Source organism: Brucella pseudogrignonensis, from assembly GCF_002252525.1.
Classification (GTDB): Bacteria; Pseudomonadota; Alphaproteobacteria; order Rhizobiales; family Rhizobiaceae; genus Brucella; species Brucella pseudogrignonensis.
On sequence record NZ_NNRM01000044.1, the window covers coordinates 213,061 to 228,649 of the forward strand.

Sequence of the window (15,589 nt, forward strand, 5' to 3'; positions counted from 1 at the left end):
TCAACCTGCAAAATTCTTGATAAAACCGTCTGGTAGCCCTTCGGACGAAACTTCGGGCAAGCTGTATACAACCCAGCCCTTGCTCATCGCATCCGCCTTAGCTTCCGATGTCAGCTTTTTGGTTGACGCAGCAACCATACTTGCACGCCACGCAAACTCGAACTCGACGCCCCCGAAACGGGCGGGGATTGTATCGATCTGAGGAATGCCAGCGGCTCCGAACGCCTCAAGCCAAGGCGATACCACTGCGCCTGGTGCTGCCTTTGCCGCTCGGGAAATCTTTCCCCGACTCAGATCGATTAGGAACTGCGCAACTTGTGGGCTCGCGCGATTGATCAGCTCGTGGTCTGGCTGATTGAAGTAGGAGAGAAGGCAGCGATAGCAGCCACGTACGCAACTCCCATCCTCTTTCTTCTGCAGCAGATCTGCATCCCCCGCCGCAATCGCAGCATCTACATTTTCGAAATGCATCAAGCAGAGCGCCGTCTTGGCGACCTCATTGATTGCTCTTCCGTCGTCAATCAGGCGCGTAAGCACGCCGGCTCCGCCTTCGGTCGCCTCATAGGTGAGAATTGCTCGCCTGTTATCTCTCGCGGGCAACGGCTCACTTAGGATTTCACCTTCCTCGAGCTGGAAGACCACCTCTATCCCACGCAGCAATGCATATTGAACCGTTGCGATCGTTTCCGGCTCGTATTGTTCTGGCCTTTCAAAGCGGAGCAGCAAGGCATTCTTTCGGTCGCGAACGATTGGTACTATGCGGACCGGTTTCACCACATCCGGCGGCACATCCGTGTCACCATCCTCTCCGTCGGACTTCGCCCAGTAACCGGATCTGGGATCGATGTGGAAGCCGAAGACGGTCTGATCTTTTCGACGCTTCAGGCCCTTGTTCAAGCGGCTGATTTCGGCGCTATTGGCGTATTGAAGTGAAAGGAGCGACGTTTCTTCACAGACGAACTTGGCGTTGGTCACCTGGATCTGGCCATCCCTTTTCGGCCAGGAGAACACGGTCTGGATATCAAAGCCCTGCCTTACCCGTTCTTCATCGTTTGCCGTAATGCGCTCAGTCGGCGCCGCTTCGACATTGTCGATACGAAGCGTCTTCTTGATGGGGACCTCTCCAGCCATGTGATTGTCGCACCCGTGACAACGCTCCACTTCGCCTTCGTGGGACGCACCACAGTTGGAGCAAATGTAGATATCCTTGGTCGCCAACTCGGATCCATCGCCTTGGCGTACCTCGGGGGGCAGCTTAGCCTTCATAACCCGATAGGCACGGCCTTCATGGTATATCAGACTGCGCGGCCCGAACTCGGAAATGGCTAGAAAACGGGCCCTGGACAGGAATGTGCCGGTTTTCCCTTCACCGGGTACGAACGCGTACAGCGGTAGGCGTGGGAAATTGTACCCAGGCAGGAAGCCTTCCGTCGCGAGATACCGATACGAATAGAAATCGGATCCATTCGAGGCCTTGCCTTGTTCGAGGATTGCAATTTGATCCTGGGCTTGCATCTGCGCGGCCTTGATCTTGCGTCGGTCCGCTCCCGAGAGCCCAGTGATCTCCGAGCGCTTGTTCGCCTCGGCCAACTGCGTTCTTGCGGAGCTGTAGAGCTCACGCCAACGGTCAAATGCCCGATCAAATGCCTTCGGCGCGTTCATGGCCGTTTGAAGAACGAACGCGTCCGGATCTTCCATCCAGATTGGGGTCTTGCCACCATCGGACGCCAGAATCTGTTTCAGAACTCGCGTCATCGGATCGCGCGCGCCAGAGACAAGAGTAGACTTCGAAACTACCGCCAGAACCTCGTCCTTCAGCGGGAATTTATCGGCGTGAAGGTCTAGGATTTCAGGAATATCGGGGGAAAGCGCCAATTTCGCTTCCGCCAGCCAAACCGCATGAAGGTGCGACCGGACAAGTTCCTCATTCGTGATGTCAAGCGCGGGCGGCCGAACTACACCGGCCACCATATCATTGCGCCGTTCAAAGAAATACTGGTCGTGCGGAGATCCCGAAGCGCAGTACGTCACGACAACCGCCGCCTGCCCAGACCGTCCGGCACGTCCGGCGCGTTGTGCATAATTCGCAGGCGTGGGCGGTACGTTGCGGAGATACACCGCGTTCAATGCCGAAATGTCGACGCCGAGTTCCATCGTCGGGGAGCAGAATAGCGCTGGCAAAAACCGGTCGGTTTCGCCGGTTGCTCGAATTTCCGTGCGGTACTCCGAAGTCGCGAGATGTTGCATATCATCCTGTTCGAACCGGAACCGCCATTCACGCCATTCGCGCTGTTTCTGTGATACCTGCGCCGTATGTTCACGGCCCTCCAGGCCCCAGTAGGAACTACGCCCATCGGCAAAGTCGTTCGCGATCGCGGTGTAAAGGTCATGGAAGTATCGGTTGCCGCGCTGGCTTTCATCAGAAAGCGCGGGCCCGGGGACAAGCCGGACCGCGGATGGTGACAGGCGCCAACCTGTCACGTCACCATCAAGATCGACGGGCACAAGCAGCCCTTCATCGCTCAGGAAGGCAAACACTCCCTTCATGAACTCGTAGTACTCATCCTTGTTCAGCTTCACGCCTAGTACGGACTTCCGGTTCAGGAACCTTGCAATTCTGGAATTGGGGCCAGCTCGGAGAAGAGTTTGTTCTTCGCGAAGCGTGACCACATTCTTGCTACCGCCGCGCAGGACCAGAGAAGAGCGTGCTCTCGGCTTCTCCTTCTGGTCAATTGCCCACGGGGCCTGAAGAAGCATACGGGATTTCTGAGCCACACCATCGAGGAAGGTCAGGTCTAAGGCCTCGGTCTGAACAGCCAGGCCTTCGAGCATCGCAGACAATATAGCCTTGATAATAGCCTGCCGCTGATCGATGCCGAGATCGCCAAGGAGTGGATGGATGGCCATGAAGCGCTCGCGATCTTCCGAAAGTTCCTCAAGGCCGAGGAAATTAACATCGATCAGATTGAGAACAGACAGGCTGGGATTGGTGAAGCGCCATCCACGGCGTAGGTCCGTCCAGACACGATGGGCGAGCACTTTAGCGAGCGAACGCTGTGCGTCTTCACGGATAATGGCGCCAACATTTGCATCGAGAAGCCAATGCTGCCGAGCCTCCTTGTTGGCAGCGGTGAAACCAAGCGCCTTCACTACCTGAAGGCCGTACTCGTCTTCTGCAAGGCCTTCTGAGCCAGCGGAGATCACCGCGTGAAGAATGGCTCCGCGCAACAGACTTACGAACAAGAAGTCGTTGAAATGACCTGACTGCAGTGCGGCATCCTGACGGTTGTCGGTAAAGCCCAGCAGTTTGCGCTTCGTCACAGGTACGCCGCTGCCCGGTTTGTGCATCCACTCCAGGGCACTGGCCACGAGCAGTGTTGTCGCAGAACTCCGCCCTTCGCCAGAGAGCCCGGCAAGCTTGCTGCGTTCACGCATGCCTTGCGTGGGCTCGTCATGACAGCAAAGGCAGAAAGCAAACTTCCCTGGGATGAACCAGAAATCATTGCCGCCCGCTCCATGGCGGCCGTCTGCACCCACCGCATATGATATCGGGGTGCGCTTCTTACGATAGCCTCTCAGCCGCTCGATGCCATTCTTTTCCTCCCGCCAGCTCTCAGGGTAGCCCTCAAGCTCCCCGGTGAACTGAAAGTCACTATCGTCGACATTTACTGGGCAGAGATAGCCGGCAACCTCGTCGTCCTCAGTATCGAGCGGGGTGTCATCAATGCTTCGGGGAAGAAAATACAAATCCCCATCATCCTCGACCTTCGTCACTACATGGTATTCTTGACCACAGCTTCTGCAAAAACGGGTCGGATACAGGCGATTGCCAGGTGCATCCGGATCCTCAAGCTGCCCTTCAAATAAGATCCGCCGAGGTCTGTCTGTGAGTGTTGTAAATACCTCGCCTGCGCCCGAGATGAACCGATTGAGTTTGAAGGCTAGAAAAGCACCATCCTTTGTGCCTCCGCGCTCATTCTCAGGCAAGCTTATCCGGGTCAGGAACTTTTCGAGGTAGTCGCGGCAGATTTCGGCCTCGACCCCAGTGGCCGACGACAGCTTTTCGACAGCTTGTTCGAATGGGACCGGCTTTTTTCTACGAAGTTCAAGCCCGTCGTCCAATCCGAGCTCCAACTCCACCCACACCGAGAGCGGGTGGTGTTTCAAGGCCTCGTCGTCGAGTGTGTCCGGGAGGGACTGTGTTAAGATCTTGCTCAAGGCGCCAACAACGTGCTCAGCCTTCAAGGCATCATCGGTGGCACGCTGCAAAGACTCGTCGATGACCGCATCCGGGCCAATCTCAGCACCAAACAGTCGTGATGCGACGTTTGCGACAGCAACAGCACGGCTCTCATCCGATCCCTCGGATGCCATCGTCGCCGAGGTGCCGATGCAGATCGGTTCTTTGTCAGGAGAGCATCGATCTCGCAGACGCCGAACGAGAACTGCAACGTCAGCCCCCTGGCGTCCGCGGTAGGTGTGCAGTTCGTCCAGAATTATGAACTCGAGGCCGGATGCATTTGCGACTACTTGCGAGTCAAGATCGTCCTGCCGCGTCAGCAGCAACTCGGCCATCATGTAGTTGGTCAGGAGAATATCTGGCGGGCTGGCGGCAATTCGCTCACGCTCTTCTCGGCTTTCCTGACCTGTGTAACGCTTCACCACCGGCCTGAGGTTGTCGGGCAAACCAGAACCAGCGATGAACTTGTCAATTTCCTTCAGCTGGCTATTAGCCAGGGCGTTCATAGGATAGACGATGATTGCCGATGTCCGCCGCGGTTTTCCTGCGCGACGAGCACGGATAATTGCGTCGACAACCGGCACAAAGAAGCACAGGGATTTCCCCGAGCCTGTGCCGGTCGTGACAACGTAGCTCTTGCCCTGTTTCGCCTTCGCAATTGCTTCGGCTTGGTGACGATGGAAGCGAAGGGGTGTAGCTCCAAACCGGAAGACTTTGCCCGTACCCTCATCAAGGTCACCTGTGGCGACGAGTTCATCGACCGTCGGCCCAGCCATAAAGCGCGGATTGAGTGATAGGAGGGCATCAGGCCAAAATTTTCCAGCGTCGTACTGGGCGTCGATCTCGGACTTCAGGTCGGGCGCTCGAATAGTGCTGAATGAACGCGAAAACTGCTCGTAGGCACCAATTAGCTGATGATCAAATTCAAACGCTCTCATCAATTTCCCCCACCTGTTACGACACTTTGATCTTTATAGAATTACTTTTCAAGACCCGCGTCTTTCCCGCTTAAAAACGCGATCCAGCTTCCCCTTATCAGGGTGTGTCGCGAATAGCATTAATTGCGGATAGAAAAACGCACCGTCTGGTATACGAATTACAAGACGCCCCACGCTCGAAACCTCCCCCTGCCGGTCATTTCGCGTAAGCTGAGCTCTTCAACGAGGCGCAGTGCCGCACGGGGCGTGATATCGAGTTCTTTGGCGATGAGTCCTGTCGACACCAGCGGCCTCGCCAGCACCAGTTCAATCAGGCCTGGCAGATTGGAAGACGCGCGGCGGCCCGCAAGGCGCCGTTCAACACGGATGGTTTTCAGGCCGGTGTTGAAGGCCAGCAAATCCGCTTTGCTTGTCAACCCTTCGCGCCGCAGCCGGGAGGCCGCTAACAATCGCCCCAGCCACGGCGCCCGCTGCAACACGGCCAGCTCGTTCCAGGCATCGAGTGCCAGCATGGCCTGCAGCACCGACGGCAAAGCACTGAGCGGCCGCAACACGGTTTGCCATTCGTCAAGCCGCTCGTCCTCCTCCTAATCGGGATCACGGATCAGCGGATCGGTTTCCGGCTTCGGCAACCGCTGCGGCTGTTTCACCTTTGCCAGCACGTCGTCGGAGCGGGCCAGTAGCGCATCAATGGCGTCGAGAACAAGGCCGGGCAGCAACCGATCCTGCCTCCCCTCGCCGTCCCACTTCGGCAGATCATCCGCCGCCTTTTGCACCGCGGTGCTTTTGCTGTCGGCGACGATGCCACCATCCCCAAGAGATGCTGCAGGCCACGCCTGCCGCAGACTGCGCAAACCGTTTGGGCTCAATGCCCAGTCCGGCGGCTGTACCGCAATGCGCCGTCGGTTTTGCAACACATCACGGGCAATGGTCAGCGCGTGACTGGGCGAACGAATATCGCGCGCCGCGTAATGCAGGATCAGATCTTCCATTTCGACCAGCTCGCCGTCGAGCCACAAAGATGCGCAGGCATCGGAAAAATGAAACCGTTCGATCAGTCCTGTGCCAACGGGTGAATGCGCAAGACGCTCATCCAGACGCGCCAAGGCTTCGCTGGCGCGTGCCAATGGTGAAAGCAAGTGACTGGGGCAGATTTGGTGACGGTTCTTTTGTTTTTGAGTCAAAGTCAAGAACATAGCTATGCCTGGATGGTGCTCAATGCACGCATACATGCGCTGACTATCGGTCCAGATCATGGGTGAACAGCAACGGCTGCAATGGGGCCGTAAGCTGTCAGTCCGGTTCCAATGAACAAGGTCAATAAAGTAGACATCCACAGCGCATTCGAAACACGAACTACCGGTTCGAATCTCATCCGGCGGGCCATGCGGGATAGCGATGAGAACTATATCTACTCCATAGCCCTCTATAACCCTACCAAATAAGCATACGGACACAGCTGCGCTGCTTGGCACCCACCAGACGTCGCTTCCCCCATTCCAGTTTTCATTCGTTCTATACGCCGAGGTTAAAAGCGGTTATTTACAAGACATTTTACAGAAAATAGTTCATTGAAGAGCATCGCAATATTCGGTGATGGTGCGGATCGCTTGGGGGAGGATTCGATGAAGCTTACGCATTTGCGTATTTGCAACTTCAGATGCTTTGGGAGCGTCGCGACAGACATTACGTTAGATGACACAACGTTCATCCTCGGACCAAACGGCACTGGCAAGACCGCGGTGCTGCAGGCACTGGCGAGGATGTTCAGTCTCGATCCTGCGCTGCGCAAAATCAGAACCTCCGATTTCCACATTGCGGCCGATGAGGCGCCCGATGAGGCACCGGAAGAGCGCAAGCTCTGGATCGAAGCCGATTTCGAATTTCCGGAGCTCGAACTGGAAGATGCCGACATGCCCGCAGTGCCGGGCAATTTCGCCCATATGCTGATGGTAGATGACGACGAAGTTGTTCGCGTCCGTTTCCGCTTGGCGGCAACGCTTGATCAGGATGGCGATATCGAAGAGACCTTCACCTATGTAACCAAGATCGACGATGACGGGCTGCCGATCGAGGAAAGCCGGGCTTCCAAGCAAGATCGCAACGCCGTTCAGGTGCATTATCTACCTGCTCGCCGCGACCCGTCTGACCATATCTCCTATTCCGCCAATGCGTTGTTGGGCCGGGCATTGCGGGCGGCAGACTGGAGCCTCGAGCGCGAGGCGATCGGCGATCTCACAGCCCAGATTACCGCTGCCCTGACCGGCAACGCCGCCATCGAAGGAATCGGCGAGTCGCTGACCGAGATCTGGACCCAGCTTCACAAGGGCCAGTTCTTCGCCAGCCCCGCTGTCTCTTTCGCGCAGAGTGAGATCGACGCGCTGCTTCGCCATCTGAGCCTTACGTTCACGCCGGGACACGGCGAGCCCCTCGTCAATTTTTCGCGGCTGAGCGACGGTCAACAGTCACTACTGTATATCTCGCTGGTGCTCGCAATGCGCAAGATCAGCGACAAAGTGCTCGCCGGTGAGCTAGAAGGTTTTGACATCGACAAACTGCGGCCCGCTATCTTCACACTGATTGCCGTCGAAGAGCCGGAGAACAGCCTGTCGCCGCATTATTTGGGACGTGTCATCCGCGCGATCTCGGAATTTGCAGAAGGTCAGAACACACAGGCGTTGGTGGCAACACACGCGCCGTCGCTCCTTCGCCGTGTTGCGCCCGAGACCATCCGCTATCTACGGCTAGACGGCAATCGTCGAACGGTCATTGCTCGGGTCGTGCTCCCGCAAAATGAGGACGCGGCAAAATATGTGCGCGAAGGCGTACAGGCCTTTCCGGAACTGTATTTCTCGCGGTTTGTGATTCTGGGAGAAGGCGACAGTGAGGAGGTCGTACTCCCGCGACTGCTCGCTGCCCGTGGGATTCTCACTGATGATGCATCGATCTCGATTGTTCCCTTGGGCGGGCGCCACGTCAATCATTTCTGGCGGTTGCTGCATGGGCTCGGCATCCCGCACGTCACCCTGCTCGACCTCGACCTTGCTCGCTATCAGGGCGGCTGGGGCCGGATCAAATATGCCGCCAAGCAGCTCCTCAAATATGGCGATGTCGAAAACGCCGGCATTGATGAAGCCGATATTGCGGACATTCCGGCTTGGGACAGCGAACAGGGGCTGCTGATCGATGACGACGACTGGCTCGAATATTTCAAAGATCGAGGAGTCTTTTTTTCGTCGCCGCTCGATCTTGACTTCATGATGATCGAGGCGTTTGCCGAGGTATATCAAGTCGATGATGACGAACGTGAGGAACCAGACGACACCACGCTCAAGGCTGTCCTAGGCAAGAAGCACCAAACCGTCGCGGGCCAATATACCGACGAACAGCTTGAGCTGTTCGATGCCTATTACCATCGCTTTAAGCTTGGTAGCAAGCCGACTTGGCATATTCGGGCGATGGCCGTGCTCGACGATGCTGAGCTCGCGGCCGACATGCCTGCGGTCATTACCGCGCTGTTCGACCATGTCGAAACCGCACTGGAAAGCCTGCCGGAATGATCGCGGTCGAGCGATGGTCGCCCGCGGATGGATTGACGCTCGAGCCAAACGCGCTGGCCACCGCTACGGAGATCGCGCGCAATATGGTGCTGACCGCAGGCCCGGGTGCCGGCAAGACCGAGATGCTGGCGCAACGTGCCGACTTCCTGCTTCGCACGGGTACTTGCCGTTATCCGCGGCGGATTCTCGCTATTTCGTTCAAGACCGATGCCAGCCAGAATCTCAAGGCGCGCGTCCGCAAACGCTGCGGACCTGATCTGGCCGCGCGTTTCGACAGCCACACCTTCCATGCATTCGCCAAGCGGATCATCGATCGCTTTCGTCCGGTGCTTACCGGACGCGATGCGCTAGACCCGGAATATTCGATTGGCCCGCGCCGGGTACAGCACCAGTCCATCACCTTCGCCGACATGGTGCCGCTCGCTCATATGATCATCGAAGCCAGTCTCGTCGCGCGCAACGCGGTACGCCAGACCTACACCCATGTTTTCCTTGATGAATTCCAAGACTGTACGGCCGAGCAATATCGCCTGATACTCGCCTGTTTCGGAGGCACCTCAACAATCCTGACGGCGGTGGGCGATACCAAGCAAAGCATCATGGGCTGGGCCGGCGCGCTCGAGGGTATCTTCCAGACCTTTTCCGTTGCCTTCGATGCGCTGCCGCGCAATCTCTACCAGAATTTCCGATCCGCACCGGGGCTCCGCCGCATGCAGAATGCGATGGTCAAAGTGATGGATCCACCGGCCGCGCTCGACGATGCGGATATTGTCGGCGACGAGGGCGAGATCGGCATTCTTCGTTTCGACGATGACGGCGACGAAGCCGCGGGCCTGACCGAGCGGATCCGCGGCCTGATCGACGATGGCGTTGAGCCCTCGGAAATCGCGATCCTCGTCAGCAAACAGCAAAATCTCTATTGCCAGCGTCTCACGGCCGCATTCGAGGCAGCTGAGATCCCGTTTCGCCAAGAGGACAAGGAACAGGACTTAGCGTCGGAGCCGGTCGCCTGTCTGCTCATCGATTTTCTCCTGATCGCGAGCGGCTCGAGGCAACCCGCCGCCTATCGCCGCTTGCTAGATCTCGTTGTCTTCAACCACGGTTATGACGAGGAACGTGAATATCAGCTGCGCTCACGTTGGGATCGCTTCGTTACCGAAACCAAGCGGCAGATCGCGGCTTATGAGATCGATCTTCGACACATCAACGGCTTGCAAACTCTCGCTATGGCACTGACCGATGCGGTTGGCCGCGACAATCTCATCGCGCTGTCGCCGGATTATGCGTACGGCGGTCGCCTCGATCAACTGATCAACCAGGTACTCGAACGCGCGCATCTGCTGCTACAAAGCGGCGCGGATCCGACAACAGCCTTGGCCTCCTTTTCTGGCGACAGCGCTGTCCGCATCATGTCGGTGCACAAAAGCAAGGGTCTGGAGTTTGATACGGTCGTCATCCTAGGGGTCGAAGGCGAGACGTTCTGGGGAGAGCCGTCAGCGGAACGCGCAGCATATTTTGTCGGTATCTCCCGTGCAAAACAGCGGCTCTTGCTGACCGCGTGCCGCTACCGCGAACGCCCGGAGGGTGCGAAGCGGTGGACCGTCGAACGCCATGAGCACCAAGAATTTCTGGGCTACGCACCGAAATGAGATCAAGGCGTAGACTGCGGGAACAGAACAAGTTAAGAACGGAAACGGGGCACCCCCCCTGTTGCCTCGGGGTAGACCCCAAGCTAAGTGGATTCCATGCGTTATACCCAAGGACAAGTACGTGATCTTCTCGACCTGTCTGTCGACGGTTTCCGAACCTGGCGAGAGCTTATTCCCGCTTTGGTCGCTCATAAAGGGCACGGTCCGACCTTCACGCCCGGCGACGTTGTTGCCCTTGCGATCATCGGCGAGCTGGTGAAGGACTATGGTGTGCGGGTGGGGCTCATGACCGATCGTTTCGATCGCCTATTCGCAGCGTGCCGGGGGCAGTCCTGGGTTTCGCTCGAAACGTGTATCGTGATGTTTTCGCGTGACGGGATTCGTGTGGCTGACGCGTGCGCACCGCAGGTGTCAAGCGCAGATGCCGCCACTGCGATCATCATACCTTGCGCGCCGATTGTGGCGCGGCTGCGCACTGCGCTTGTCACATCAGAGGTCGAGCAGCAGCAAGGGTTTCTGCAGTTCCCTCCGACTGCAGTAGGCGCACGATGAAAGACTTCGCCCGACATGTCCTGGAGCAGACCGGTTACTTGGTTGAAGGCGGCGCCCCTGCCGAAGGCCTGATCTTGCCTGACTCTATTTTGGAGTCGGCTGGCGATGCCGCACGGCTGGGTCCGATCTTCACTCAAAACGATGCCAGCCTCGGCGCCGACGCGGTGTTCCGGGTAGGCACGTCTCCAGTCATCTTATTCAAGTCTGCCGATGCGACCGACGAAAGGGAGATCGACTGGCATCGGACCGCCTGGAATTTTGGTGTCGCACCGCTACTCTGGGTGACGACCCCACAATATGTGCGACTGTACAATGCCTATCAGCCCCCGGAGGAATATGCGAAACGGTCGCCACTGATCGCTGAATTCGCAATCGGCGACGCCTTGGTGTCGGCGATGAGGCAGATAGAAGAGGCGTGCGGTCGCCGTCATGTCGCAATGGGTTCGTTCTGGAAATCCGCACTCGCCCGCGACATCGACCGTCGGACGCGCATCGATAACGTCCTATTGGGCGAACTCGGCGAACTGTTGCGAACGCTGGTCAAGCGCGGGCTGAAGCCATCCCTGGCTCAGAAGCTCGTCGGTCGGTGTGTCTTCTTTCAGTATCTGGTCCACCGCGGGTATCTGACGGCAGCTGAACTTGAAAGCCACTTCGGTGCGCCCAACCTCTATTCTATCCTGTCGGACCTTGATAAGGCTTATGCGCTTTTTCGATGGATCCGGGCAACCTTCAACGGCGATCTCTTTCCGATCGAGGATGAGGCAAGCGAACGCGCGCAACTCAGCGAGAGCGACGATCCGATCGGTCCGCTTGCAGACTTTTTCGGCCACTTTAGCATCGTCGATGGCCAAGGGCGCCTCTTTCCTTTCCGTTTCGACGCCATTCCGGTCGAACTGATCAGCTCGATCTACGAGAAGTTCGTCCATATGTCCGAAACGGATGGATCTCCCAAGGCGGGGGTTCACTACACTCCGATCAACCTCGTCGATCTGGTGCTCGATCCCGTCTTCGAAGGACTGGAACCAGGGGCGCGAGTGCTCGATCCGGCTTGCGGGTCAGGAGTTTTCCTCGTGGAAAGCCTGCGCCGTCTCGTCTGGCTCCAGGCTCGCCATTCGCCGCTTACGCGGACCTTGATCCGCCAAACACTGCTCCAGCAAGTTCGCGGCGTGGATATCAGTCCTGCCGCGCTTTCTGTCGCGGCATTCAGTCTCTATCTCGCTCTGCTCGAACTGGATCCTGATCCCCCTCGAGGAATCGACGGGTTGAGCTGCCTCAAATTCGAACCGCTAATGGATAAGGTGCTGTTTGCCACGAGCACCTTCGAGCCCGGCCTTGAGACACGTCTGTTACCGAATGGCCACGATCAGCGCTTCGAAGTCATCGTCGGTAATCCACCTTGGACATGCAGCGCCGACGAAAAGGCTCTCGACCGCGAACTTGCGCGGGCATTCGATGACGAGGATGCAATTGATGAGGAGCTTACCGTCAGCGATATCACACCTGCCCTCGCTAATGACCTTCCCGGTCAACGGTCGGGAACAACCTATGCGCGGCTAAAAGGATTGCCGATTCCGCCGCGATCGACCGACTGGCCGTTTCTCTGGCGGTGCCGGGAACTGGGCGGCTCTGATACGCGGATCGCTCTGGTGTTGAAGGCGACTCCGTTCTTCAGTCAGGCTCCAGCAACGCATGCGGCCCGGGATGCCATCCTGCGTAGCTTTGAGAACGTGACCTTAGTCAATCTCTCACAGCTGCGGACGTCGCGGCTTTTCCAAGAATATGAAGGTGCTGCGGGAGACGGGAGCCAGAAGAAACGAGCGGCAGGGCCGGCAATGTTGTTTCTCTCTAACTGCTTGCCCGTCGACAAGGGATCGGTCGCGGTCTTGAACTTTCCATGGTCGTCGTCTTTCAATCGGACCGGAGTGTTCGAACTGCCGGCGGATCCGCCAAAGCTCCTCGATCTCGCCAGGCTCCAATCGCAACCGGGACTGGTAAAGGCTGCGACGTTTGGAACAAGTCGAGATGCGTGGTTCCTGGAACGCCTGTCGCGCAATCCACGCCTTGCTTCTTTCCAGGCATGGTGCGTCGCTGCCGATGTACCGGCGGGACGGGGACTGCGCGCCGGTTCCGGTATGGACGCTGCGCATCTACGCGGCCTGCCGCACGTTACCGCGCGGGACTTGAAAAAGGGACGCATTGCTATCGACCTTCCCATTTTCAATGATGAGGAGGTCAATCGATCGCGTGAGCCGGCGCTTTTCAAAGGGCCAGTCGTGCTTCTGCCAGAGGGGTCACTGACCGCCGCCCCACTCTACGGACGATACACCGCCGCGGTGGACAGGCGAGACCTCGCCTACAACAGTTCATTCGTCGGCGTGTCGTTCCATGACAAGCCCGCGGCGCTTGGTCGGGCCTTCGCCGCCATGATGCATTCACGCTTTGTCGCGCATCAGCTCGCCTTCACCGCTGGCACGTTGGGCGTCAAGCAGACGAAGGTTGAGGTCGTAGATCTCGAAGCTCTCTATCTACCTCTGTTCGAGAAGCTGTCTGAAGGTGACATAGCAGCGCTTGCGGGTGCCTATGATTGGCTTGCGGGCAACGAGGACGCGGACGACGTTCGCGATGCAGCTGCTCGTATTGATGAGATCATCGAGAATCTGGCGGGCCTGAACGAGGATGACAGAAGCCTTCTAGCCGATGCGGATCGGCGGACGCGCGCGATCTTCTTCGAAACCGAAACCGCGCGGCGGGCTATGGAAGCGGAACCAGTTGAGGCCGAACTCCGCCTTTATGCACACAACCTCTGCTCGGCTTTCAACGCGTTCGCGACAGAGCCTGAGGATGAACGCCTTTTCCCTGATCGATACACCCGGCTTACCCACGACGTGGTCGTTCTTCGTTTTGGACTGATCCAAGGCAAACCCGCGCAGGATACAGCGCTCAGTCTTGGGACGATGGAGGAGATGAGTGATGCTCCCCTTGAATTTCTCGGAGGTTCCGAGCTGCCATATCTGAAGCCATCCAAGTCGCTGCGGCTCTATGTCGGATCGTTCGCCTATGTCTTGAAACCTGCCCAATATCGGTGTTTCTCGCCAGCGGCTGGGCAGACCGATGCCGATCAAATTGTCTCGGATCTGATGAACCCGGCATTTCCGGCTGCCGAGTATGGTGCTGCGTGAGTATCCTGATCGAGCACCTTGCCCCGAGCGCGCTCGCTCGCCCTAACGGCTTTTACCGTGCCCGTCCCCAGGTATTGCGCGTCGTGCTTGAGACATTGGGACGCGCCCTCGATCAAACCGTCTCGATCGTGGGCGACGTGAGGCTGACTGAACCACGCTTCACGCGGCAACTCTTCCTTGATTTCGAACGGGCACGTGATGAAACTCCCGGTTCGCCGCGCTACGATATCACGCATCAGCCTGAGCTACCTATTGCAGGTGCGACAGGGGCGGTAGCCGAGCTAAGAAGGCTAGATTTTCGTCTCGTGTTCCTCCGGCAGATCGGCCGGACCGGCGATTATCTGTGCCTCGAATTCAAGTATTTAGACACCAATGATCGGAACACGGATCGCGAATACGTCGCCGAGGGTGTCGATCGGATCGTTATCGGCGACTACGCGCGCAACCATCCTTGGGCGATCATGGTTGGATTGGAGCGAACCGGTCCGCTCGAACGGACTTCTGGGAATATCGGGGCTCGGCTGACTGCCCGATATGGTGCTGGGATAGACTATCGATCTTCTGTCGAAATTGGGCTTCCGAACGCCTTCAAAAGCAATCACCTCCAGGCGAATGGCCCTCATCAAATTACAATAGTCCACGCCTACTACCTGCTTCAACCAACTATTTAATCAGGCACCTAAAGGTCGGACCGAAAAAGACGACGAGCTTTCGGCCTACCGCGGGTAATTCTTCCGCGTCCTTTCGGCCCTAATTTCGGTATTCAACTGCCTAAGTGCGGGGCTGTTGTCGCAAAATCGGCGGTGATTTGCTGTGAGAGGTTCTCACACGGTGGCATGTGAGAACCTGCCTTTTATCGTGCCATAGAGGGCTATCGGCGGGGCAACTTCCGCGAACCCGAAAATTCTGGTGCGGTGATCGGCGGCTATCGGCGGCAATATCGCGCAATCGGCGGTGTTTGGCGGACCGTGCGGGATTCGAACATATACACCGAAGTAATCGGTTGGGGCTCGGCTGCTACATAAGCAGTGTCGGCTTTTGGCAAATCTAAGTTGTCATTCGAACGGCAGGAATAGAGCGCAAAGCAGCCGTTGCAAGCTGGATAGTCGGCCGTCTGCTACCCACACCATAGCCGACAAATAGCGAAGTTCCGGTAGGCTGCGGCTTTATTGATGATCGCGAGCTTCATTCCATAGCGTGAGTGCTGTGCATCGTCGTGAACCCATCGCCCTCCCCGCATGATCTTGCTGATGCGCGCGACCGGATGCCGGAAAAGAAAAACGGCGTCAACGGATAGGTTGGCCCGATTTCCGATTCTCAAAAAACCGGCACTTCTCAGCTTTATCAAATTGTAATTATTAACTATTGCTTCTTCAATTCAACTTAAAATGACACTCAGTATGGTTACTGGGACATTAACTATGTTGGTCTCTGACCTTCGATAAGTATAGGTTATCGGATATGATATGTA

The 15,589-nt window shown here is 57.3% G+C and carries 6 protein-coding genes and 1 pseudogene; 5 read left to right on the forward strand and 2 right to left on the reverse strand.

Translation table 11 applies throughout. The annotated features are described in order from the left end of the window. Complete coding sequence (locus CEV34_RS21010; protein WP_094544446.1) at nt 1-5,178, reverse strand: DEAD/DEAH box helicase; 5,178 nt, start codon at nt 5,176-5,178, stop codon at nt 1-3. 158 nt (nt 5,179-5,336) lie between these two features. Next, nucleotides 5,337-6,374, reverse strand: a pseudogene (locus tag CEV34_RS21015) (RHE_PE00001 family protein). Nucleotides 6,375-6,803: 429 nt separating this feature from the next. Between CEV34_RS21015 and CEV34_RS21020 the strand changes: the two are divergent. The 5 genes from CEV34_RS21020 to CEV34_RS21040 all read left to right on the forward strand — a co-directional run bounded on the left by CEV34_RS21020 (nt 6,804) and on the right by CEV34_RS21040 (nt 14,789). Continuing rightward, nucleotides 6,804-8,738 (forward strand): AAA family ATPase, encoded by a 1,935-nt coding sequence (locus CEV34_RS21020; RefSeq protein WP_094544447.1) that lies wholly within the window; start codon nt 6,804-6,806, stop codon nt 8,736-8,738. Continuing rightward, nucleotides 8,735-10,387, forward strand: coding sequence for a UvrD-helicase domain-containing protein (locus CEV34_RS21025; RefSeq protein ID WP_094544448.1), 1,653 nt, complete (start codon nt 8,735-8,737; stop codon nt 10,385-10,387). Before CEV34_RS21020 ends, CEV34_RS21025 begins: the two co-directional genes overlap by 4 nt. Nucleotides 10,388-10,483: 96 nt before the next feature. After that, nucleotides 10,484-10,939: a hypothetical protein gene (locus CEV34_RS21030; RefSeq protein WP_094544449.1), complete on the forward strand. Its 456-nt coding sequence runs from the start codon at nt 10,484-10,486 to the stop codon at nt 10,937-10,939. Further along, nucleotides 10,936-14,118 carry an N-6 DNA methylase gene (locus tag CEV34_RS21035; protein ID WP_094544450.1) on the forward strand — a complete coding sequence of 1,061 codons (3,183 nt, stop codon included), beginning with the start codon at nt 10,936-10,938 and terminating at the stop codon, nt 14,116-14,118. Before CEV34_RS21030 ends, CEV34_RS21035 begins: the two co-directional genes overlap by 4 nt. Continuing rightward, nucleotides 14,115-14,789 (forward strand): hypothetical protein, encoded by a 675-nt coding sequence (locus tag CEV34_RS21040; protein WP_094544451.1) that lies wholly within the window; start codon nt 14,115-14,117, stop codon nt 14,787-14,789. The genes CEV34_RS21035 and CEV34_RS21040 overlap by 4 nt, the downstream gene beginning before the upstream one ends. Nucleotides 14,790-15,589: the final 800 nt, after the last annotated feature.

What these genes read in the sequence shown, in the direction of transcription:
- CEV34_RS21010 (WP_094544446.1), bottom strand. Translation starts at nt 5,178, where the DNA reads ATGAGAGCGTTTGAATTTGATCATCAGCTAATTGGTGCCTACGAGCAG.
- CEV34_RS21025 (WP_094544448.1), top strand. Translation starts at nt 8,735, where the DNA reads ATGATCGCGGTCGAGCGATGGTCGCCCGCGGATGGATTGACGCTCGAG.
- CEV34_RS21020 (WP_094544447.1), top strand. Translation starts at nt 6,804, where the DNA reads ATGAAGCTTACGCATTTGCGTATTTGCAACTTCAGATGCTTTGGGAGC.
- CEV34_RS21030 (WP_094544449.1), top strand. Translation starts at nt 10,484, where the DNA reads ATGCGTTATACCCAAGGACAAGTACGTGATCTTCTCGACCTGTCTGTC.
- CEV34_RS21035 (WP_094544450.1), top strand. Translation starts at nt 10,936, where the DNA reads ATGAAAGACTTCGCCCGACATGTCCTGGAGCAGACCGGTTACTTGGTT.